Origin of the sequence: Saccharothrix violaceirubra (assembly GCF_014203755.1) — a bacterium.
In the GTDB taxonomy this organism is placed as follows: Bacteria; Actinomycetota; Actinomycetes; order Mycobacteriales; family Pseudonocardiaceae; genus Actinosynnema; species Actinosynnema violaceirubrum.
The window spans coordinates 1,129,440-1,149,391 of the sequence record NZ_JACHJS010000001.1 but is presented as its reverse complement, the minus strand read 5'-3'; the positions used below and the strand labels follow the sequence as shown (position 1 = coordinate 1,149,391).

37 protein-coding genes are annotated in these 19,952 nt (G+C 69.7%); 2 read left to right on the top strand and 35 right to left on the bottom strand.

Annotation, left to right across the window (positions count from 1 at the left end):
- Positions 1-22: 22 nt before the first annotated feature.
- The 35 genes from F4559_RS05905 to F4559_RS05740 form a co-directional block, all read right to left on the bottom strand.
- Entirely contained in the window at positions 23-1,453 is a 1,431-nt protein-coding gene (locus F4559_RS05905; protein ID WP_184666576.1) for a phage portal protein, read from the bottom strand.
- Positions 1,450-3,129, bottom strand: a complete 1,680-nt coding sequence (locus tag F4559_RS05900) for a terminase large subunit (protein WP_184666575.1) — start codon at positions 3,127-3,129, stop codon at positions 1,450-1,452. Before F4559_RS05900 ends, F4559_RS05905 begins: the two co-directional genes overlap by 4 nt.
- 10 nt (positions 3,130-3,139) lie before the next feature.
- Positions 3,140-3,601 carry a phage terminase small subunit P27 family gene (locus tag F4559_RS05895; RefSeq protein WP_184666574.1) on the bottom strand — a complete coding sequence of 154 codons (462 nt, stop codon included), beginning with the start codon at positions 3,599-3,601 and terminating at the stop codon, positions 3,140-3,142.
- Between the two features lie 189 nt (positions 3,602-3,790).
- Positions 3,791-4,045, bottom strand: coding sequence for a hypothetical protein (locus tag F4559_RS05890; protein WP_184666573.1), 255 nt, complete (start codon positions 4,043-4,045; stop codon positions 3,791-3,793).
- Positions 4,042-4,266 (bottom strand): hypothetical protein, encoded by a 225-nt coding sequence (locus F4559_RS05885; RefSeq protein WP_184666572.1) that lies wholly within the window; start codon positions 4,264-4,266, stop codon positions 4,042-4,044. The genes F4559_RS05890 and F4559_RS05885 overlap by 4 nt, the downstream gene beginning before the upstream one ends.
- Before the next feature lie 21 nt (positions 4,267-4,287).
- Positions 4,288-4,755, bottom strand: coding sequence for a hypothetical protein (locus F4559_RS05880; protein WP_184666571.1), 468 nt, complete (start codon positions 4,753-4,755; stop codon positions 4,288-4,290).
- An 18-nt stretch (positions 4,756-4,773) separates the two neighbouring features.
- On the bottom strand, positions 4,774-4,950 hold the full coding sequence (locus F4559_RS05875; RefSeq protein ID WP_184666570.1) for a hypothetical protein: 177 nt from the start codon (positions 4,948-4,950) through the stop codon (positions 4,774-4,776).
- Positions 4,951-4,957: 7 nt separating this feature from the next.
- On the bottom strand, positions 4,958-5,185 hold the full coding sequence (locus tag F4559_RS05870) for a hypothetical protein (RefSeq protein ID WP_184666569.1): 228 nt from the start codon (positions 5,183-5,185) through the stop codon (positions 4,958-4,960).
- Between the two features lie 66 nt (positions 5,186-5,251).
- A complete protein-coding gene (locus tag F4559_RS05865) occupies positions 5,252-5,599 on the bottom strand; it encodes a hypothetical protein (protein ID WP_184666568.1) in 348 nt (115 codons plus the stop codon).
- A 34-nt stretch (positions 5,600-5,633) separates the two neighbouring features.
- A complete protein-coding gene (locus F4559_RS05860; RefSeq protein WP_184666567.1) occupies positions 5,634-6,164 on the bottom strand; it encodes a hypothetical protein in 531 nt (176 codons plus the stop codon).
- Positions 6,161-6,727: a 3'-5' exoribonuclease domain-containing protein gene (locus tag F4559_RS05855; protein ID WP_184666566.1), complete on the bottom strand. Its 567-nt coding sequence runs from the start codon at positions 6,725-6,727 to the stop codon at positions 6,161-6,163. The genes F4559_RS05860 and F4559_RS05855 overlap by 4 nt, the downstream gene beginning before the upstream one ends.
- Positions 6,724-6,855, bottom strand: coding sequence for a hypothetical protein (locus F4559_RS35785; RefSeq protein ID WP_281386272.1), 132 nt, complete (start codon positions 6,853-6,855; stop codon positions 6,724-6,726). Before F4559_RS35785 ends, F4559_RS05855 begins: the two co-directional genes overlap by 4 nt.
- 113 nt (positions 6,856-6,968) lie before the next feature.
- The gene (locus tag F4559_RS05850; protein WP_184666565.1) at positions 6,969-7,349 is read right to left on the bottom strand and encodes a hypothetical protein; all 381 of its coding nucleotides are present in this window, start codon (positions 7,347-7,349) and stop codon (positions 6,969-6,971) included.
- On the bottom strand, positions 7,346-7,708 hold the full coding sequence (locus tag F4559_RS05845) for a hypothetical protein (RefSeq protein ID WP_184666564.1): 363 nt from the start codon (positions 7,706-7,708) through the stop codon (positions 7,346-7,348). Before F4559_RS05845 ends, F4559_RS05850 begins: the two co-directional genes overlap by 4 nt.
- Positions 7,709-7,795: 87 nt before the next feature.
- Positions 7,796-8,119 (bottom strand): hypothetical protein, encoded by a 324-nt coding sequence (locus F4559_RS05840; protein ID WP_184666563.1) that lies wholly within the window; start codon positions 8,117-8,119, stop codon positions 7,796-7,798.
- A 15-nt stretch (positions 8,120-8,134) separates the two neighbouring features.
- Complete coding sequence (locus tag F4559_RS05835; protein WP_184666562.1) at positions 8,135-10,012, bottom strand: hypothetical protein; 1,878 nt, start codon at positions 10,010-10,012, stop codon at positions 8,135-8,137.
- Positions 10,013-10,026: 14 nt separating this feature from the next.
- Positions 10,027-10,323, bottom strand: a complete 297-nt coding sequence (locus F4559_RS05830; RefSeq protein WP_184666561.1) for a hypothetical protein — start codon at positions 10,321-10,323, stop codon at positions 10,027-10,029.
- Positions 10,324-10,351: 28 nt separating this feature from the next.
- Complete coding sequence (locus F4559_RS05825; RefSeq protein WP_184666560.1) at positions 10,352-10,735, bottom strand: phage tail fiber protein; 384 nt, start codon at positions 10,733-10,735, stop codon at positions 10,352-10,354.
- A gap of 4 nt (positions 10,736-10,739) precedes the next feature.
- Positions 10,740-10,958, bottom strand: coding sequence for a hypothetical protein (locus tag F4559_RS05820; protein WP_184666559.1), 219 nt, complete (start codon positions 10,956-10,958; stop codon positions 10,740-10,742).
- 273 nt (positions 10,959-11,231) lie between these two features.
- Positions 11,232-11,480, bottom strand: a complete 249-nt coding sequence (locus tag F4559_RS05815) for a hypothetical protein (protein WP_184666558.1) — start codon at positions 11,478-11,480, stop codon at positions 11,232-11,234.
- A gap of 7 nt (positions 11,481-11,487) precedes the next feature.
- Positions 11,488-12,222: a hypothetical protein gene (locus F4559_RS05810; protein ID WP_184666557.1), complete on the bottom strand. Its 735-nt coding sequence runs from the start codon at positions 12,220-12,222 to the stop codon at positions 11,488-11,490.
- Positions 12,219-12,473 carry a DUF6221 family protein gene (locus F4559_RS05805; protein WP_184666556.1) on the bottom strand — a complete coding sequence of 85 codons (255 nt, stop codon included), beginning with the start codon at positions 12,471-12,473 and terminating at the stop codon, positions 12,219-12,221. Before F4559_RS05805 ends, F4559_RS05810 begins: the two co-directional genes overlap by 4 nt.
- Before the next feature lie 123 nt (positions 12,474-12,596).
- Complete coding sequence (locus F4559_RS05800; RefSeq protein WP_184666555.1) at positions 12,597-13,220, bottom strand: hypothetical protein; 624 nt, start codon at positions 13,218-13,220, stop codon at positions 12,597-12,599.
- Positions 13,220-13,483, bottom strand: a complete 264-nt coding sequence (locus F4559_RS05795; RefSeq protein ID WP_184666554.1) for a hypothetical protein — start codon at positions 13,481-13,483, stop codon at positions 13,220-13,222. Before F4559_RS05795 ends, F4559_RS05800 begins: the two co-directional genes overlap by 1 nt.
- Positions 13,483-14,379, bottom strand: a complete 897-nt coding sequence (locus F4559_RS05790; RefSeq protein ID WP_184666553.1) for an SPFH domain-containing protein — start codon at positions 14,377-14,379, stop codon at positions 13,483-13,485. The genes F4559_RS05795 and F4559_RS05790 overlap by 1 nt, the downstream gene beginning before the upstream one ends.
- A complete protein-coding gene (locus F4559_RS05785) occupies positions 14,376-14,600 on the bottom strand; it encodes a hypothetical protein (RefSeq protein ID WP_184666552.1) in 225 nt (74 codons plus the stop codon). Before F4559_RS05785 ends, F4559_RS05790 begins: the two co-directional genes overlap by 4 nt.
- Positions 14,601-14,714: 114 nt before the next feature.
- The gene (locus F4559_RS05780) at positions 14,715-14,900 is read right to left on the bottom strand and encodes a hypothetical protein (protein WP_184666551.1); all 186 of its coding nucleotides are present in this window, start codon (positions 14,898-14,900) and stop codon (positions 14,715-14,717) included.
- Between the two features lies 1 nt (position 14,901).
- Positions 14,902-15,729: a hypothetical protein gene (locus F4559_RS05775; protein WP_184666550.1), complete on the bottom strand. Its 828-nt coding sequence runs from the start codon at positions 15,727-15,729 to the stop codon at positions 14,902-14,904.
- A complete protein-coding gene (locus tag F4559_RS05770) occupies positions 15,726-15,923 on the bottom strand; it encodes a hypothetical protein (RefSeq protein WP_184666549.1) in 198 nt (65 codons plus the stop codon). The genes F4559_RS05775 and F4559_RS05770 overlap by 4 nt, the downstream gene beginning before the upstream one ends.
- Positions 15,924-16,328: 405 nt before the next feature.
- Entirely contained in the window at positions 16,329-16,784 is a 456-nt protein-coding gene (locus tag F4559_RS05765) for a hypothetical protein (RefSeq protein WP_184666548.1), read from the bottom strand.
- 6 nt (positions 16,785-16,790) lie between these two features.
- On the bottom strand, positions 16,791-16,961 hold the full coding sequence (locus tag F4559_RS05760) for a DUF397 domain-containing protein (RefSeq protein WP_184666547.1): 171 nt from the start codon (positions 16,959-16,961) through the stop codon (positions 16,791-16,793).
- A 28-nt stretch (positions 16,962-16,989) separates the two neighbouring features.
- Positions 16,990-17,157, bottom strand: coding sequence for a DUF397 domain-containing protein (locus tag F4559_RS05755; RefSeq protein ID WP_184666546.1), 168 nt, complete (start codon positions 17,155-17,157; stop codon positions 16,990-16,992).
- 143 nt (positions 17,158-17,300) lie between these two features.
- Positions 17,301-17,480 (bottom strand): DUF397 domain-containing protein, encoded by a 180-nt coding sequence (locus tag F4559_RS05750; protein ID WP_184666545.1) that lies wholly within the window; start codon positions 17,478-17,480, stop codon positions 17,301-17,303.
- A gap of 119 nt (positions 17,481-17,599) precedes the next feature.
- Positions 17,600-17,791 (bottom strand): DUF397 domain-containing protein, encoded by a 192-nt coding sequence (locus F4559_RS36210; protein ID WP_184666544.1) that lies wholly within the window; start codon positions 17,789-17,791, stop codon positions 17,600-17,602.
- Positions 17,757-18,632, bottom strand: a complete 876-nt coding sequence (locus F4559_RS05740; protein ID WP_281386567.1) for a helix-turn-helix domain-containing protein — start codon at positions 18,630-18,632, stop codon at positions 17,757-17,759. Before F4559_RS05740 ends, F4559_RS36210 begins: the two co-directional genes overlap by 35 nt.
- A 541-nt stretch (positions 18,633-19,173) precedes the next feature.
- On the opposite strand from F4559_RS05740, the gene F4559_RS05735 reads away from it, so the two are divergent.
- Positions 19,174-19,497 carry a hypothetical protein gene (locus tag F4559_RS05735; RefSeq protein WP_184666542.1) on the top strand — a complete coding sequence of 108 codons (324 nt, stop codon included), beginning with the start codon at positions 19,174-19,176 and terminating at the stop codon, positions 19,495-19,497.
- Positions 19,498-19,581: 84 nt separating this feature from the next.
- Entirely contained in the window at positions 19,582-19,938 is a 357-nt protein-coding gene (locus F4559_RS05730; RefSeq protein ID WP_184666541.1) for a hypothetical protein, read from the top strand.
- The last annotated feature ends 14 nt before the right edge of the window (positions 19,939-19,952 follow it).

Below are 19,952 nucleotides of genomic sequence, written 5' to 3'. Positions count from 1 at the left end.
TCAGCTACGGAGGACGGGAGCACTAGGCACCCCCGCGGGGTGTCGCCGTGGCATCGAGGTCACGCAGCGACTGGGCCGCTGTCACACCACGCAGACGCATCCGCTCGCGCATCCCGGCCTTGGCCGCCTCGGAGTAGCCGATGTCGTTCCACGCCTGCTCCTGGTCGATCACCGGACCACCGACCGCCTTCACCGCCGCGTCCATCTTGGACGCCATCGTCGGCGTGGCCGCGTTGCGCCACTTCGACTCCATGCCGGAAATCTCCGTCGGGTCCTTACCGAGGATCGCCCACTGGATACGTCCCGCGCGTTCCCACGCGCCGCCGTACCACAACTGCCGCTTCTCCGCGCGTAGCACGAGCCGCTCCAGCGAGAACTGGATGGCCTCGGCCGACGCCGGGTTGTCGCTGGAGTAGCCCATGTACAGCGGCGGCAGCCCGTACTTCGAGGCCGCGACCTGCGCCAGGGTCTTCAGGGACTCGTGGAAGTTCCGCAGGTCCGACGCCGCGAACTGGCCGACCTTGGTCTCCGGCGGCTTCTCGTTGCGCTGTTCCTGTTTCGCATGCGGGATCGCCCACACGTCGCCCATCGCGATCCGCCACAACGGGATCTGGTTCCCGTTCTCGTCGACGAAGTCCTTCTCCGACGCGCCGACGACCCACTTCCGGCCCACCGCGTGATGCTCCACCGCCGCCATCATGTTCGTGGCGATCTGGTTCGCCCCGTCCAGCGTCGGCTTGAGCTGCAGCAGGTCGGAGGTGCCATGGCCTCGCACCGGGTTGGTGAGCATCGGCACGAACGGAACACTCGGCAACGACGGGTCCTCGGCGATCACCCGCGACCAGTCGCCCAGCGGCTCCGTCTCGAACAGGGCGCCGTTCTCGTCCAGCTCGAATACCCTGCACCGGCCAGGCCTCCGCTGGGTCAACGTCGGCACCTCGGGGATGTAGAGAGCCGCGTGCCCCTCTCCGAAGCCATCGAGGTCCTCGGTCCACAACTTCAGCCCCACCAGCGGCTGCCGGGTCCGCGGGTCCAACTCGACCGCGACCTGGTCGCAGTACTCGGTGGTCACCATCGGCGAACCACCGGCCCCGTCCGGACCGACCATCAGGAAGTGCAGGCCGGAGACACTCGACGCCTTGTGCGCCTCGTCGCTGTTGACGGCTAGGTCGTTGTCGTTCCACGACTTCACCAGCGCGTCGACCGGCGCCTCACCGGACAGGAAGCTCTCCAGCCGCAGGCGTTCGATCACCGACTCGACGACCAGTTCAGCCCACGGCAGCAACAGCGGCGGGAACCGGTCGTCCTGCTCGGCGATGATCCGGGCGACGTACACGAGTTCCTGTTCGAGGTTCATGTACTGCCACCACTTCAACGCGGTCCTGCGTTGGTGCAGCGTCTTCGTGGTCAGCCGCGCGTACCACTCCTCGGGGGTGAGGTCGGACAGCTTCACGCGGACCTCCCTCTCCGCGACGACACCACGATCCGCCGACCAGGCTCGGTCGGTTTCGTCTCGGGCAGCGGGTCCCGTTTCCACGCCGACACCGCCATCGCCGCCGACGGCACCGCGTCGATCCGCTTCCCGGACTTGTCACGCTCGGGCTTGTCCGGCCGGATCAGCTCCGGGTCGTACGGGGCCTTGCGCACCTCGACCGCGTCGAAGCAGAACCGGGCGACCGGGTTCCCGTGGTGCCGGAATCGGCGCGCTTTCACCAGCGCCATCAGCTCCGTCATCCCCGGGGACATGCGCTGGTAGGTGTTGTTGTAGGCATCGATCTCCCACACCCCGGTGCGCTTCTCGATCTCCTGGATCACCGGCGCCATCGACCACTGGTCCGCGTCCGACGCGCGAATGTCGAAGTCCCGGGCGTCCGTTTCGATGTCGGTGTAGACGCGGTCGTAGTCGACGACGTCCCCTTCGGTCACCGTCAACCAGCCCTCACGCGCCCACCGGGAGAACTTCCCCTCGTTGTGCTTGTCCAAAAAGGCCAGTCCCGACTCCGGGAGCCAGAACCGCCACAACGCGTGCACCTCGTGGCCATCGGGCACCAGCAGGCACCACGAGACGAGGTCGAACTTCGCGGCGAGGTCGAACCCGGCCCACGCCACCCGCCCCGACAACTCCCGCCGCCGGTAGTCCGGGGCCAGCCACGGCTCGCCGACGCAGTCCTCGTACAGGTGCATCGGCATCCACCGATGCGACTGCCGCACCCACTGCGCGAGCCGGTACTGGCGGAACGAGTTCTCCTTCGACGGGTCGTTGCGCGCCTCGACCGCCTCGTCCCGCAACGCCTGGATCGACAGGAACTCGCCGAGCGCCGGATTCGCGTAACCCCACAGGGTCTCGTCCCACGGGTCCGCGTCCGGCGGCGTGTTGCGCAGGAACACGTGGATGTGCGGAGCCCGCTCCGGCTGGTCCGCGACGCGCTGCATCTCGTCGTGCATCCCGCCGCACCACGACGACGGATCGTCCCCCGGCGTGGTCGCCGCGACCATCAACGCCTGCGTCCGCGTGCCCATCGCCGTGCGCAGCGAGTCCCACAGCGCACCGTTCTTCTGCGTCAACACCTCGTCGAACACGATGCAGTGCGGGTTGTGCCCCAGGTTGCCCGCCGCGTCCGCCGCGATCACCTCGTAGTACGAACCCGTCCGCTCGTCCACGATCCGCTTCTCGTGCTGCTTGACCACCAGCCGCTTCGACAGCACCGGTGACAACTGCACCATCCGCGCCGCGACGTCGAACACCTTCCGCGCCTGGTCCTTGTCGCACGCCGCCCCGTAGACCTCGGCCTGCTCCTCGCCGTCCGCGCACAGCATGTACAGCGCGATCCCGGCCAGGATCTCGGACTTGCCCTGCTTGCGCGCCAGCTCGATCCACACGATCCGGATCACGCGCACGTAGCAGCCGAACTCCTCCGACCACCGCACCGGACCGAAGATCGGGGCGATGATCTCGGTGTCCTGCCACGCCGACAGGACGAACCTTTTCCGCGCCCACGTGCCCTTGGTGTGGACCAGGATCTCCTCGAAAAACGCCTTCGCGTGCAACGCCCGCGGCTCGCAGAAGTGGTCCCCGCGCTCCCGGCACTCCAGGTCGTCCAGGACGTACCCGCATCTCGGGAGAGCCACCGCGCCCTCCTCAGCCGAGCAGGCGTTCCGCCCCCTTGCCCTTGCCCTCGTCGGGCTTGATCGCCAACGCCGCCCGGTCCGAGGGGGTCAGACCGAACTTCGCGCCGTACCGGTTCATCAGGTCCGCGCAGTCCTTCATCGCCGTCACCGCCGGGTTCTTCACGACCCCCTGCGACCCCCGGGTCGTCATGCCCTCCACGGCCACCTCGATCGCAGCCCGCCGGTAGCCGACCACCGAGGTGCAGTACACGGCGAACGCCTCGACGTCCCACGGCGTGAGGACCTTCTTCGCGATCAGGTCCGGGGCCAGCCGGCGCCACACCTGCAGTGCCGACTCCTCACCGTCGTCGGCCAACTGATGCACGGCGACCATCCAGGCCGGCGGCTCCACCTCACCCGCGGCCGGGACTGGCTCGTCGTGGTTGATCCGGTCCTTGCGGTAGCCGTTCAGTTCGGCCACCGCGGTCGGCATCCTCGGCCTTCCCTGACCTCCACGACCCATCACGATCACCGCCTCAAAGGGTCTTCCGAACTTCTGCCGGCACCTGCGCGGCCCTTGCCCGAGGCGACCTGCGGAAACACCCCCGGTACGGGGGACTACCCCTGGGGGTATGGTCGTTGTCTTGATCGTTTTGAGGGTGCTGGTGTGGGTGCCGTCCGGTCAGTCGGGGTCGTCCGACCCGACCGGTGGCGTGGCCTCCAGCACCTCGCGTGCCGCGTGCACCAGTCCCCGCTGTGCGATCCAGTCCGTACCGGCAGCGGTGTAGACGCCCAGCAGTGGGTCTCCTGTGGAGCTGTCGAGTTCGACGACCTTGGCGATGACGACTGCTTCGGTGATGCGGTCGTGGTCGCCGAGCTGGGCGGTGACGCCGAGTGCGTCGAGCAGATCGCCGATGGGTCGGGGCTGGCCGGTCACGTGGCCGTCTCCCTGCTGTCGGGCTGGGTGTCGATGGTGAAGGTGGGATGTTGGTCGGGGTTGAGCAGGACGTGTGCGGCGAAGCGGGTCTTCGCGTCGGTGAGGTCGAGGGTGAGGTTGACGACCGGGTGCCCGTCGGTATCGACGCCGCGTCGCGTGGTGGTCGTGGTCATGGGGAACGAGTGGCCGCAGTCCGGGCAGGGAACGGTGAAGGTGCCCACGCTGTCACCCTCCCTGTCGGGTCAGATGCCGGGGACCAAGGGGCTTATGACCGCGACGCCCGCGCTGCCAGCCGATGCGAGAAGTTCCGGCCACGTCGGCTTGTCACCATCGGTGGTGTGGGCCCAGCGGCTGCCGGCTCGGGTGAAGGTACGTCGGGCGTGGGGTCCGCCTCGGGGTATGGCGTGCCAGCCCTCGGGTGGCTCGGCGGGTAGGCGCAGGGTCAGTTCCTGCTCGCCGCTGGGCAGGCCCACGAGTTCGGCTTCTCCGTCGTGGACGAGACGGCACAGGCCCTGCGGGTCCTCGATCGTGCCCTCGACCATGAACGGCACCCACGCGCGGTAAAGCGGGTTGGCGTGGCCGGGCGTGAGGTTCTCGATGATCGGCCCGTGCTGGGCGATCGGGAGGTCGGTGAGGTCGTGGTCGCCGATCCGGAACGTGAATTCCTCGCCGGGGTCGCGGATCACGAGGTTGCGCGGGAGGTCAGACATCGGGCATCTCCGTCGAGATCAGAGGAAAACGAGGTCTGCCGGTTCCATGCCGGGATTGTCGTCGGCGTCGTCCAGCCACCAGTCCAGGTCCCGCTTGCAGATCGGGATGCGGTTGCCGTCTTCGACGTGGGTGACGATGACCGCAACTGCAGGTTCGTGTTCGTTGACGCCGGGGTTCTGCATGATGCAGCGCATCGACGCCTCACTCTCTTGCGGCGCGGAGGATCGCTCGGGTCGCGTTCCACTCGGCGGTGACCGACCGGCCCAGCAGGTGCGTCCAACCGTCACGGAGTGCGCGTTCCTCGGTGGCGCGGAGCCACAGGCTCAAGGGCTCGCGGAGGTCTGCGGGTTGGACCACGTCGATGTGGGCGAGGGCGTCACACAGGTCGTCGAGGAACTCCTGAACGGTGACGTCTTTGGGGCTGTCCATCATCCCCACCCGCTTCTCGCGTGACTTCGTGCCGTCCAAACCTCGGGGCTCCCGTGCTGCCGTCGGTCACTGCGGGAGCTGGGCCTGTGCCATGTCGTGTCCCAAGAGGCCAGCCGGGTTGGTGGTGTCCCGGTTCTGCGCGTCGGGCGACCAGCGTGCGAAGGGGCCCTTGAACGCAGCCGGCCAGTCCGGAGCGAGGATCTTCACGAACGAACTCGTGGTCGTCGTGAGCACGTACTCCCACTCGACCGGCGACGACTCCCAGAGCAGCGGTTCCCCCAGGACGTGCGATCGAAGCTCGGCCTGGGTGAGTTCGTTGCTGGCGAACAGGACGACATGCCCAGGGCGCTCGACGCCGAACATCACCCACGACGGGATCGAGCGCGTGCACGTGGCGTAGGGGTACTCGTTCATCGGGGCGGCTCCGATGGAAGTGTGGGGGCGTCTATCAGGCGACCGTACCGCGATCTCCGTGTCGTGACGCCCGCGCTTGGGTCTCTGCCTCCACCGCTTGGCACAGGGTGGTGAGCCGTCCGGTGAGGACGGTGCAGCCGACGACGACGTCGTGGCTCAGCTTCTGCGGGCCTTCGCTGCCGACGATCAGCCACGGGTAAGGCTCGTCCGATGCCCCGGGCGGGGACCAGCGGATGGCGATCTCGGGCCAGTGGTGCTCGTCCTGCTGCTCCGGGAACAGCAGCGTCGTGCCGAGCGGCGCGGATTCCGGATCGACGACCCTGCCTCGGATGTCGAGCCAGTTGGGCGGCCCGAGTTCTTTGAGCAGGCTGATCGTCCGGTCTGCCTCGGCGAGGCGTTCGGGGCCGGTCATCAGGTTCCAGCGGTGCACGTACTGGGCCGGGGTGGGCCATACGCCCGGGTCGTACGGGGTGGGGTCGGCGCCGGCGGTGAGCTGGGCGATCCGGTCTCGCAGTTCCGGGACTGTGGAGCCGGGCATGCACCGGGTCTCGTCGGGCGCGGTCATCGGGTCCCTTCGGCACTACGGACCTCGTCCAGATACCGCCACCTGAGTCGGCAGTGCCTGGCGTCGGCGAGCGCGTTGTGGTGGCCGGACTCCTGCTGGGGCAGTTCATCCCAGCCGATGCCGAGCCGGGCGGCTTCCTGCTGGATGTCACGGGTGAACATCGGCAGGCCCTTCGGAAGGTCGACCATGGGCCCCCACAACTGGCACAGGACGACGTGGTCGTAGGCGCCGTAGTCGGCCCACAACACCGGGCTGTCGGTGGCAAGGAGGAAGTCGCGTACCTCGTCGGCGATGCGGTGGTGCGGCTTGACCTCGGGCGCGTGGTAGTCGAACAGCCACCGGTCGGGCATGTGGAGAATCCGGTCGCCGTGCGGCTTCGGCAGGCCGGGCACGACGTTGTCCATCAGCCACTGGTGGCGGCGGATGCGCCGGTTGAGCTTGCCGTACGTGGCGTCCTCGTTGACCGCGTAGTACTCGCGGCCGTCCTCGGCGACGATCCCGATGGAGATCAGGTCGATCGTGCGGCCGTCCTCCAAGAATTCGGTGTCGTACCAGTACCTCATGCCACCGCCTCCACCAGTTCTAGAAGACCCCACATGAACAAGAACTGCACGGCGAAGAAGAACACGAACCCGAACAGTCCGGCGAGGGCGTCGGCTATGACCTCGGGCCAAGACTCGTGCTCGTACACTGCGGGTCCTCTCGTTTGGGCTCTACCGGACGGCTTCGTAGGTCGCGGTGAACCCCTCGGCTTCACGGGTAGAACTCGCCCTTCACGCCCTTGATGATCCGGATACTGCCCCCTTACGCCGGTTCGCTCACGTAGGTCGGGGTGACGCCGTCGACGGGAACGTTGTCCTCGACCAGCCAGTAGGTTTTGCCCCCGTCGTGGGACATGGCACGGGAGTGGCGAAGGTTCTGCCAGCACGGCATCCCACTCATCTCCGAGCGGTCGATCCACTCGTCGGGGTCGTCCGTGATCGGGGACAGGGGCTCGAAGCGAAGCAGGCGTTCGAGGTAGGCGATCGCGTGCGGAGCGGAGCCACCGGAGTGGCCGCAGTCGGCGAAAGCCTGGACCACGGCGACGATGCCGTCGATGGTGTCAGGGTCCTCGCCGAGGCGCTGGAGTTCGCGTCGGGCGTGGGCGACGAGGTTGCTGTCGGTGGGCGTGATGGCGGCGGTCATCGGGCTCCCTTGCGGCTGTTGCACGACCTGCACAGGACGGCCATCTGCTGAAGCGGGTCGCCGCCGCGCGCGATCGGGACCGGGTCGTCGGCGGTGAGTTCGCCCGGGAACACGTCGTGTGGTTCGCGGCCGTAGCCGGGGCAGTGGCCCATGCCGTCGTCGTGCTGGTCGAGGTGGGCTCGGACCGCTTCGGCGCGGTGGCGGCGGACCTCGCGGCTGGCCCTGGCGACCTTGGTGGGTGTGGTGCGGTGGGCGGCGGCGTTGCGGCGGCGTGCGCAGCGTTCGGCGCAGTAGCCGTCGGGGCCGGTGGGGTTGGTGCAGCCGGGGGTGGGGCAGCGTTTGCCCGCACGCTGGGGCATGTCACTCTCCGTCCACCGGAGTTACTGGCTGGTACGGGTCTCGGCCCGGTGTTTTCCGACACCTCGACCACGCAGCGTCACGTCCGGTCAGTAGACGACGAGGGTCATGTCGGCGCGCATCACCGGGATCTCCGGGTCTGCCTGCACCCGTACCCACACGGCGTTGCGGCCGAGCGCGAGGGTGCCGACGTCCGACCCGGTACCCACGAGCACCACCGCCACCGGACCGGCCGGGCCGTGCTGCCACTGGGCAGGCTTGAAGTCGGTGGACAGCACGTAGCGCACGTCGGCCGGGGTGACCGCGACGGCGACCGGGTAGATCGTCGGGTCGGCCGGGGTGCCGTCGGGTCTGGTGTGGAGGACCTCGACGCGCAGCAGCTCGACCGAGTCACGGGACAGGCGCTTGTCCACCGATGTCCCCTTTCCTCAGTCGACGCGTCCGGCCCGCCACCCGCTCCCGAACCGGCCGAGCGTCCACCCGGTGCCGATTCGGCCGAGAGCGAACACGTCGTCCAGCTCACCGCTCTCACCCGTGGCCGTGGCGGCCAGGGCGCTCGTCGCGGTCAGGGTCGCGGTGGCCGTGTGGGTCGAGGTCGTGGACGCGGCCAGCGCGGACGTTCCGGCCAGGAGTGCGACGGCCGGGGCGTGGACGGCTCCGGAGGTGGTGAGCGTGGCCGCGCCGACGAGCACGGCCAGGGCGGGTGCGTCGCGCACGGCGGTCGCGGTCAGCGACGACCCGCCGGTCAGCGACGCCCCGACACCACCCGCCGAGACCACCGCCGCCGCGGTGAGGCTCGAACTCGCGGTGAGCGTTCCCGAGGCGGTAGTGGTGAGGCCGGCGGTCGCGGCGAGCTGGCTGTCGGCCACCGCCTGGGCAGCGCCGGTCGTGGTGCGTGTCGCCGTCGTGGTCAGGGTGGACGTGGCGGCGAGTTGGGCGTCGGGGTGCGTGGACCGGACGGCGGTCGCGGCCAGGGTCGTGGAGCCGGTCAGGCCGGCCGTGGCCGGGAGTGCGCCGCCGGGGTCGGCCGTGAGCGTCGACGTGCCGGTGAGGACAGCCGTCGCGGGCCGGGTGACGGCGGCGTCCGCGGTGAGACCACTGGTACCGGCGAGGACGGCGGACGTGACGGCGGTGCGGTCGGCGCCGGCCGTGAGGGTGCCGGTCGCGGTCAGCGTGGCTGCCGCAGGCCGAACCACGGTCGGGTCGGCGGTGACGGTCGACGTGGCGGACAGGCCCACGGTTGTGGTGGCCGTGCGGTCCGCGCCCGAGCTGAGCGAGGACGACGCGGTCAGCGTGGCGCCCGTGGTGCGGGTCGCGACCGCGTCCGCCGTAAGCGTTGCGGTTCCGGCCAGGAGCGTCGTGGTGACGGCGGTGCGGTCGACGATCGCGGTGAGCGTCGACTCGGCGGGCAGCGTCGCGGTCGCAGGCCGGTCGACCGTTCCGACGGCGGTCAGCGCGGAGTCCGCCGCCAAGGTCACGGCGGCCGGGCGGGCGATCGCCGCCGCAGCGGTGAACGCCGAGTCGGCCGCGAGCGTGGCCGTGGCACTCGTGGTCGTGGTCGCCGCGGCGGACAGGGTGCTCGACGCGACGAGCGCGGCAGTGGCCGGCGTGGTGACCGTCCCCGCGGCGGCCAGCGTGGACGACGCGGCCAGCGTGGCGGTGGCGTCCACCGTGGACGCACCCGAGACCGGGAGCAGCGCTCCCAGCCACGCGGTCTGCGCACTGGACCCGGCACACGTGCCCGTGACGCTGCCCGACGACCCGGACGACGCCTGCACCACCGTGGCCACGGTGAGGTCGGCCGAGGTGTCGACGCGCTCGGTGTACCCGGTCGGCGGGGTCCACGCGCCACCGGCCCAGCTCGTCGCGGCCCAGACGAGCAGCCGGTCGGCGCCCGTGGTGGTGACAGTGACCGCAGGGGTGGCGGTGCCGTTGCTGGAGCGCTGCGCCGAGTTCTGGACGTCGAAAGGGTTTCCGCTGGTGACGACGCCGGTGTATCGCTGCGCGGACCCCTCGCGGTAGACCGCGCCGGTCCACGAGAACGTGTAGGTGCCCGAGTCGGCGCCGGTCGCCCGCTTCCAGAACACGTGCAGCGTGTGCACGCCCGACGACGTGGTCGTGACCGGGGTGGACGACACCTCGGTGAAACCCGACGGCGGGGTGACCGTGGCGCTGTTCTCCTTGTAGAGCGCGACCAGGACGACGTCGCCGGAGACCACGCCGGACGGCACCGCCACCACCGCCGAGGTGCCGGTGCCGCCGGGGTTGTAGTAGGTGCCGGCGCTGCCGTACGCGGGAGCCGCCATCGCGACCTACCTCGTCAGGAGTTGATGCCGATCGTCTGCCGGGCGAACCCGCGGAGGTCAGCCGCCGGGCTGTGCGGCTGGGTCCCCTCGAAGACCGCGGCGAGCTTGGCCAGGTCGGCGAAAGCGGACTTGAGGACCGCGACGTCACCCGACGTCATGTTGAACGGCGGGGAGGTGAGGGTGTTGTCGGGCATGGTGTCGAGCCAGTCCTTGGCCTGCTTGACGTCGGCCAGGGCCGCGAACACGTTGCGCGCGATAACCCCGAGCTGGGTGTTGACGTCGTTTCCGCTGGTGGGCTGTAAGCCGGCCAACTCGTTCCCCCGGAATGTCGTGTGTCGGTCAGGACAGGCTGATCGTGAGCGCGCCGATGGCGAAGCTGAGCGTGTCGCCACTGGCAGTGGTCTTGCTGGCGGTCAGCGCGCCGTACCAGGCGCGGCGCGGCGTGCCGTTGGAGTCGTAGATGTCCACGTGCGTCACGGTCGCCGCGGGCATGCTCGTGAACGTGACCGCGCCGGTGTTGCTCGTGGAGCCCGCCGACGCCGACCCGAAGGTGACGTTCTGGCGGGCGTAGGAACCGCCGGACACCTCGGTGCCCGCGGCCGAAGCGCTGGACGCGGAGGTGGCGAGTGCGACCTTCATGGAGCCGGTGGGCGCGGTGTACGTGGCGACGCCGAGGCTCGCGTCCAGCAACCTGTTGGCCTCGGTGGTGACCAGAGCGGGCATCGTGTCATCCGTCCTTTGTGGTCAGGTGGGCGCGGAGTGCGTCCCCGGTGAGCCCGTCCGCCCCGGCCAACTGCCCCTCGCAGACGGGGCAGCCGGTGGCGATGACGTGGCAGTCCATGTGCCAGGTGACCTCGACGTCACCGGGCTGCCACACCACGTGGCGGGGGTGGTCGTCGGTCTGCGCGCAGCCGATGCAGGTGCGCAGCAGTCGGGTGTCGGCCACGGGGTCTCACCCCCCTTTCCTGCTGTTCGGGGGTGCGGTTCGGATGGGGGCGGTCGGGAAGCGCCGGGGGTGGAGTTCCCGGCAGGTGCTTCCCGACCGCGTTGTTCCCCGGCCCGCCACACAGGGCCGCCCAGGCCCGTTTTCCGGGGAAGACATGGGTGAGGCCCCGGCGGGTGGATGCCGGGGCCTCAAGGGGGTTTCGCGCGCGTCGTGTGGTGCGGTGGGCACACGTGTGGCGCTGTCACGGATGGTGACACATCGCGTCGCCGCTGGTCAAGACGACCGGCGGTGCAGGCCGCGTCGTCCCCGGTTGGTCAGGTAGTCGATCACCGAGGCGACGTGGTAGCCCCGGCCGCGTTCGTACCGCACGTGCCGCCGGCGCACCCACGTGTTGATGGCCTTGCGGGTCACGCGCAGGCGCCTGTCGCCGGTCCGGACCGCTTCCTGGGTGAGCAGCACGAGCAGCAGGTCGGCGGGCAGCCACACGTCCTCACGGGACGGCCGGTCTCTGGCGGGCGGCACAGCCGGGTCACCCGCCGTCGCCGCGCGGTATGCGACCCCGTTGCACCTGACGGCTCGCCTGGACCACCCGCGCCTCGGCCTCGTCGACGCACGGGTACCACATCCGCGGCAGGGACGGCTCGTACACCAGATACGGACCGGCGTCGGCGAGGGCGACCACGCCCCCGCCGTTCCGGGGCACCCGATGGCGCTGGTCGAACAACCTGAAGTACAGGACGTCGGAGTCGCTGTCCACGACCACCGGCTCGGGGAAAGCGCCGAACTCGCAGTCTTCGCCGTGTGCCGCAGGCAGGAGACACCAGTTTCGGTCGGACCAGCAGGGGCCGTCCTGGCGGTGGGCCAGACAGCGCGGGCCGCGGTATGCGTCGGCGGTGGCCTCGGCCTTGGCGAGCGCGGCGGCTTTGGTGGCAGCGGTCGCAGTGATCGAGAGAACGCGGCCGGACTCGTCGCGTTCGACGGTGGCCCGGCCCGGCCGCAGGTCGGATTCGAGGCAGCGTCGGGCCTCCGTGTAGATGCTCTGGCCGTCCGGGGAGTCGCGGATGATGGCGACTTCCCACTCCTCGTAGACCGTGGGCGCGGTCCCCGACGGCCAGTATCCGAGCGGGCGGACGTCGTAGCCGCAGTCACCGTCCTCGTCGAGTTCGTTGGCGATACGGCGGGCGTCGGCTTCGGCCTCGAACACACCGTGCACCTGCAACCCGGCCTCGTCATCGGAGACCAGGACGTACACCTCGCCCGTCATGGCCTCCACTCCTCGCGGTAGCCGGGGCGGTGCTGGTAGGCCAAAGCGAGCGCTCGCAGAGTGGGGCACTCGTTGATGTTGGGCGCCCAGGGCTCACGCCAGCGGGTGGTGAGGCAGCCTACGCATTCGCTGGCAGGGTCCTTCTCGTCGACGTAGTGGACGGCAAGGATTGCGGCGTGCGCGTCGCACATGGCGAGCACGTCGGCGTCGGCCGAGATCTGGTCACGAAGCCACCTGGCGATGTCATGCACGGGCGCTACCTACCTCCGATGGCAAGGCGCCGACGTTGCCGTACTGGAACCATGCGGTTCCAGGCCACCACTCGGACATGACGGTTCTCGCGGCGTGGCGGCGCAAGCCCGCGTCGTCGCCGCTCATGCCGACAGCCCGAGCAGCTCGAACCCCGACCTGTCCGTGCGGCACGCCCGGCACACCACCGACATGCCCGACACCCACAACGGACCCTGACACCCTTCGCACGTCCCGACCGGGCGCGGCCGGACCTCGTGCGCCAGGCCGCCGAGCTGGTGGCGGACCAGGCGGACCGTCCAGCACATCGCCCCCGCCCACTCCTGCGCCAGCGCCCACCAGTGCAGCGGGCCGACGCCGATGACCGCACAGGACTCGGCCACCGACAGCGACCCCAACGCCCGCGCTTGGCCTGCGCCGTCGCGGAGGATGCGCGCGGACACCTCGGCCAACGCCCGCTGAGGGTTGAGCAGGTCACCGGGCTCGTCCCACGACGTGCGCACGTCGGTCATGACCAGGGCCACCAAGTTGGCCGGTGCGGCCGGGGCCACGCCCGGAGCGCGCCGGCCGGATGCGGCACGGGTGGGGTAGAGCGCGGCGGTGGCCGTCCAGGGTCTCCACAGCGTGGGGATGGCGGTGCAGTCCTCCCGGAGCCGGGTGACGCACCGGGCGCACACGGTCGCCCCTTCGGCCGCCCAGGGCGGGGTGTCACGGGACGCACAGGTCGGGGTCGAGCAGAAGTCGGTCATCACGCCTCCTCTGTGGACGGATCGGACTCACGGACCCCGCGCCGCTTCGGCCTGAACGGCCAGGCGCGGCGCTCGAACGCACGGGCCCGCGCGTAGTGGCGCACGGCGGACGCCATCCACGTCTCCCGATCCCCGGTCACCGACGCCAACGTCCTGGCGTTGTCGCCCAGGATGCGTTCGGTGTCGGCGAGAGTCAGCCAGTTCCGCTGCACCACCACCAGCGCGGCCACGGCCAGGACCAGGGACACGACGGCGGCGGCCATCACTTGCCGCCGACGATCACCGGCGAGCCCTGCGGCACCGGCAGCACCTGGACCTTGCCGTCCTTGATCGCCTGGTTGATCGCCTGCTGCTGCTGGTACGCCTGATACCCGGCCAGTCCGCCCGGGAAGTTCTCCGCGGCCTTCTTGTCCACCTCGGCGGCCTGGTTGCGCAGTTCGGCGGCCTGCTTGTCCGTCAGCCCCGACACCAGGGCCGGTTGGATGCCGGGCTTCTGCAGCAGGACCGCGTTGATCTGGATCAGGTCGACGCCCTGCGTCAGCGTGGACAGGATCGCCGGGAGCTGCGCGAGCACGTCCTTCTCCCACTGGGCCTTCTTCGCCGTGTCCGTGTACAGGTCCTGCCACCCGTACTTGAGCGCCTCGTTGTCCGTTGCCCGGTCGACGGCGGCGCCGATGTAGTTGCGCAGCAGCGTCTTCCACCCGTTCGGCATCGACTCGCCGCCGTCGGTCGGGGCGGCGTCGTACTTGGCGGCGATCAGCTCGTGGAACATCTGCAACTTCCCGCCCGGCCACCTCTTGCCGGACGGGTCGACGAACTCCGAGCAGTCGGTGTTCACCGTGAACTTGACCGTGCCCGAGACGCTGATCTCCTGCGCGTCGCCGGTCGTGGACGTCAGCGGCGCCGAGTCCAACCCCTGGTCGGGGCCGAAGGTGAAGTCCCGCTGCCCGGCCGGGTAGTAGAAGTGGTCGTCCGCGACGTCGTTGACCTCGCGGGTGCCGTTCGGCACACACTGCACGAACACACGCGAGTCGAACGGGCCGCCTCCGTACTGCAACGCGACCTCGGACGCGGTGGTGTTCGCGATCGAACACCCCGACAGCAGGAGCACGGCGGCGGCCAGGAACAGCAGGACGGCGAGCGTGAGAGGGCGGATCACGTGTGCTCCCTGAGAGTGCGGAGGATGGCGCGGACTTCGGTGGCGAGTACGGAGTCGATGTCCCGGTACAGGTCGGCCTTGGCCTCGATGTCGCGCACCGCCGCCCGGTAGCGGGCCAGCGTGCGGCTGCGCACCCCGGTCCGGTGGTGGGCAGCCCACACGGCCAAGGCGAGCAACGCGAGCACGGCCAGGACGAGCAGGAGGAACAGGAACGGCTTCATGCGCGGCTCCCTAGTGGACGGCGGCGACTCCGACAGCGAGCAGGATCAACAGCAGGGCCACGACCAGCAGGACCCAGGCGGCGGGGTCCAACGGGTCCGGTGGGGGCGGGGCGGTCATGCTCGCGCCCAGTGCGGGTCGCCGGGGCGGGCGAGGTTGTACACACTCAGTGCGAACGCCAGGTTCGCGATGTAGCCGGTGGTCGGCTGGCCGGTGACCAGGTTGCCGACCGCGCCGACGACGTTGAACACGACCACGACCACGAAACAGGTCCTGAGCACGGTGGCAAGGAAGCGGGGCATGTCAACGCGCCTTGTTGGCGTTGATCGACCGAGGTGGACGCGGTGTTCGTCGGGGCCCGGTGTTGCGGTTACGCCGGGCCTCCAACGCCCTGGCCTGCCGGTCGTCCACCTCGCGCACGACGGCGGCGAGTTCGGCCATCCCCTCGGACGCCCGGAACAGGCTGTCCACGAACGCCTCGTCGACGAACGCCGCGGTGAACTCGACACCGCGGATCGTGTCGGACAGGCGAGTGCGGATCTCGTGGCCGTGGTGGCTCAGGAACTCGACGTCCTCGACGTCCAAGTCCGCGCCGTGCTCGCGGAGCGCGTCCAGACCGCGCCTTTGGTCGACGTCGGTCCCAGGGGTGGACGCGGCGACGTCCACGAGCACCGACCCTGCCACAGCGCCGATCTCACGCCAGCCGTCGACGGAGCCGGTGAACAACGTGCCCGCGTCGTGCACCAACACCCGAGGTGCGAGTGAAGCGTCGCGGCGTTCCGAGAACCGCTGGGACAACCGCTGCGCCTCGGACTCGGAGTAGCCCATCGCTGTGAACGCGTCCGCGACGCCGACAATGCCGGCGTGGTACGCCGAGAACCACGCCGACACGGACACGCCGACTCGGTTCTCTGCTGCCGACCGAGGAACGCGGCCGGTCTCGTAATCCTCCGGGTAGTACCCGCCCCACGGCTCGCGGTAGCCGGTGAGCGGCGTGGTGCGCGCGGACTGCCACGCCTGCTGGCATCCCTCGCTGCACCACAGGTCCGACGGGGAGTCGTCGAGGGGCCGGCCGCACTGTTCGCAGCCGATCGCCTGGTCGATCGCGGCGACGATGTCCATGCCGGTCACGGCTGGGAGCGGAGGTACGCGGCGGCTTCGGTGTAGCCGGCGGCGTCGAGGTCGTCGGCGATGTCGGTGCGGGTCCGAGTGGTGATCGTGGCGAGTCTGCGGTCGAGGATCGAGGCGATCTCGGCGTGCAGGTTGTAGACGTCGTCGGTGGTGGTGATCAGTGCGGTGGTGGCGTGGGGTGTTGGGGTGGTCACGTGGTCCTCCCTACGGCGGATGGGGAGCGTGCCCGCAGGGTAGGTGGGGTGGGCGGGGGTATCCATGTGGGAGGGCATGGGCGGGGGTGGTGGTGACGGGAATGTGATCTGGCTGTCTGCCAGTACGGTCAAGCGTTTGCCAGGCCGGTACGGTCCTGTGTGGACAACCCGCCGAGCCGTTCACACAATGACGAAGCCCCGGCCGTATGTCAGGCGGCCGGGGCTTCACTGTCGAACGTCGATCAGCGCGAGGGGGACCAGTGCCAGCGGTTCCCGCCGGGCGCCTGAGCCGGTGTCACAGCCGCTGGCGGGCCGTTGACCGGAGTGCCACCCGCCAACCCCGCGTGGGGTACCCGCGCTGAACGGCGTTCGACGGCGACAGCTTTGCGTCCGGAAGGGACACCGTCAAGCCGGGGTCGGCTGCCCTCGGTCCTGGTACTCCCTCCACACCTCGCTGGCGACGCACCGGCCCGCCAGGGACACGCCGACGTACCACGCGTACACGAACGCCCGGCCCACGTACGGCGCCGGCCGGACGCGCAACCTTTTCTCCAACCGGAAGCGGGGACGCGGCGCGCGGACCGTCGGGGTGTCCGGTGTGGTGGGGATGCGCCACAGCCGGCGGGGGTCGGCCGAGTCGTACACCTGGTAGTCGGACTCCAGCCAGTCCCACAGCTCGGGCTGGTCCCGGTACCGGGGGTCCCAGTAGAGCGGGTCGGGCACGAGGCCCGAGCCGCCGTGGCCGTCGCGGTCGATCGCGTGGGCGATGCTCTCGATCGTGGCGTGGTCGTGGGCGGGGTGGAGGTCGTGGAGGCGGCGGGTGAGCGCGGTCAGCCGGTCGGCGTCGGGGTCTTCGTCCATGGGCGGCTAGCTCTGCCGGAGCGCCGCGACGAAGGACTTCACCGCGCCGGCCGGGAACTCCAGTGCGGGACCGCCGGGGTTCTTCGAGTCGCGGACGGCGTCGAACCGGTTGCTGATCTCCACGCAGCCGGTGTTCGAGCCGGACTTGCTGGACTTCTTCCATCGGAGTTTGGGCATCGTCGTTCATGCTCCTTCGACAGGGTGGTCAGCGGCGTACTGCCGCCACGAACGCCTTCAGTGATCGTGGCGTGAACTCCAACTGCGGTCCGCTCGGGTTCTTGCTGTCCCTGACGGCAGCGAGATCGTTGCGGACCTCGACGCAGGAGTCCGTGTTGGTGCTGCGACTTGATTTTCGCCATTCGGGTTTGATCATCGCCTGGGAGCACCTTCCGATCGAAACGAACGCTCGCATCCGTCGAGGGGGCGACAGGGGGGTGAAGCCTGAGGTGATCGCGGCCACACTAGCGCGAAGGCCGCGCCCAACAGCCCTGGGCGCGGCCTTCTGACACGTCCGGCCTACTGCTGCCGGACCCCCTGCACGAACGCCGCCAGGGCGCCGGGGCGGAACCTCAACTCCGGGCCCATTCGGTTCTTCGAATCGCGCACCGCGCCAAGGTCACGGTGGATCTCGACGCAGTTCGACTCCGACGCGCTCCAACTGCTGACACGCCAGTCCGGCGCTTCGTCCTTGCTCATCGTGGACCTGCCTTGGGTCGGGGCTGGTTTCCTCGTCGGGTGTGCTTGAGCGGCGGAAGTGACCGGCACCACACTAGCGCGGAGACCGCGCCCAGTAACGGTGGGCGCGGCCTTCTGTATCACCGGCGGTCGAAGTTCCCCCCACGAATGGCCGCGAGGAATGCGTCCATGCCGCCTGGGGTGAACGCCAACTCGGGTCCGGGGCGCTTGCTGTCCCGGATGCCGGCTTGGCCCTCGGACCGGCTGACCTCTACGCAGTCAGACGTTGAGCCCGATCTAGTCGACTTCCTCCACCGTCGCTGTGCCTCCACCTGCTCGACCCTCCATCGTCTCGGCCATCTGTTCGATGATCCGCACCGAATCTGTCGCGTTCATCGAAACATCCACGAGGCGGGCGGCGGCATCGGCATACGGCTGAGCGTCGGGCCCGGCAAGGAACAGGGCACTTCTGAGCTGCTCCACGTGGGCGACAGGCCGGGCGTGCGGGAACTCCAGCAGCAACCACTGACCGAGAAGCCCTGAATGCACCGCGTCGGACGGGACGACCCGGATGGTGACATTCGGCCGTTGGCCAGCGATGATCAGCTCCCGTAGCTGCTGAGCCATGACGGCCGGTCCGCCCACAGGTACCCCGAGGGCGAACTCCCCGATGTACGCGGTGTACCTGACGCGGCTCTTCAGGACCTCCTGTCTGCGTAGGCGCGCCACCGCGCGTGCCTCGATCTCGTCTGCCGGTATGCCGTCTGCAGCCATGAACGCTTCGGTGTACCTGAACGTCTGAAGCAGTCCCGGAACCAACAGAGGCTGCCAGCTCGTCATGCGGCACGCGTCGCCTTCGTAGGAGGCGAGCGTGTTTGACTCCTTCGGGACGCCGGGCAGGCTCTTCTCGAGATGGGCTGAGGACTCGTCGGATGCCTCTTTGACGAGTTGCTCCTGGACGTCCGAGGGCACGCCGTAGAGCGTGCACAGCGCTCGCACCTCGTCGCTGCGGATGAAGCGCAAGCCGTTCTCCAGCTTCGACATGACGCCTTTGGAGAGCCCGGCCCGCTGCGCCGCGTGACCGAGCGTCATACGAGGCTCGATTGCTTCACGCAGTGTCCGCAGCTTGGCGCCGAGCGCCCGCTCGCGTGGGCCCGGTGACCTTCTTGGCATGTAGTGCCCTCCCGCTTCACCCGATCGCGCCTTGCGGCGTTGTCGAAACAGTGCGATGGTTCCGGCGTGTTTCGGAAACAAGACGCCCTGACGGCAACAGACACGATAGCGTGGAAACAAGCCGCTGGCACCAGCGGGTTCGATCCGCAATGAAGTACCGAGCCGCGATCCCGTGCCGCATCCCATCCGATCGCAGAGGAACCGCCGTCGTGGCGGTCAACTTGGACATGCGGTACGTGACCGTGCACACCCCGTCCCCTACCGCAGGTCACTTCGATCTAGCTCAGCTGGACCAGCTAATCGATGCCCTGCGTAAGTGCCGCCAGCACTTGGCGTTCGGCGGGTCGACAGAGTCGAAGCGAAGCGGTTCCTGACACCCAGCCCCGAGAACTCGCACGTGGTACGCGCCGCGTGTGGGCGCCGCCCGAGCCTCCCCCGACAGGGCGGCGGGTGCGGCGGCGGACCCGGACACCCCCCACCGGGACCCCGCCGCCGCACCACCCCAGAACCACCCGACCCACGCGAAAACGGAGCCGACGCCGTGGCCGACGACCTGACCCCCGAAGCGCTCGCCGAATGGCTAGCCGACGTACCCGACCTCGACCTGCTCGCCACACAAGGCCCGTGGAAGTGGTTCCCGCTGCGTATCGCCTACGAGGACGGCAAATGCGGCTTCTCCGGCATGCGCGTGTGGCCCGGCACGGCGGTAGTGGACGTCATGGCCACCCGAGGCCCGGACGACGCCACCGCCCACCGCCGCGACGGCGAACACGCCACCTGGCACCACGACGGAACGCTCGCCGACGCCGTGGCCGGCCTCCTGGCCCTACCCGAACCCCAACCCGAACCCGACCACGACCACTGACCCCCGCGATGGACGAAGGGCCGCCGGGACAGCACCCCGAACGGCCCTTCTCAGCCCACCACCTGCATCACCAGGAGCGGACCTGTGTCCCAGTCTCTCATCACCGTCATCCCCCAGTGCCTCCGTGGCTGTGACGGCCGCCACCTCGAAACCCCTGACCTCGGCCCCGGCGAGTGCACCGCCACCCGCGTGTTCGGCCGCACCCCGCACGAGACCAACACCAACCCGAACGCGGTGTGCGTCTCCGTGACCCGCACCGCCGACCCCGACGACGGCGTCCACGCCTGGATCAACCTCGCCCACGTCGACGGCGAGGGCTGGCACGACCTCACCGTCACCGCCGACCAGGCCCGCACCCTCATCGCCGCGCTCACCGCCGCCGTCGACCACCTCGACGACACCCGACTCCCCGACCTCCTCATCCACTCCACCTGGCAGTAACGAAAGGGACTCAG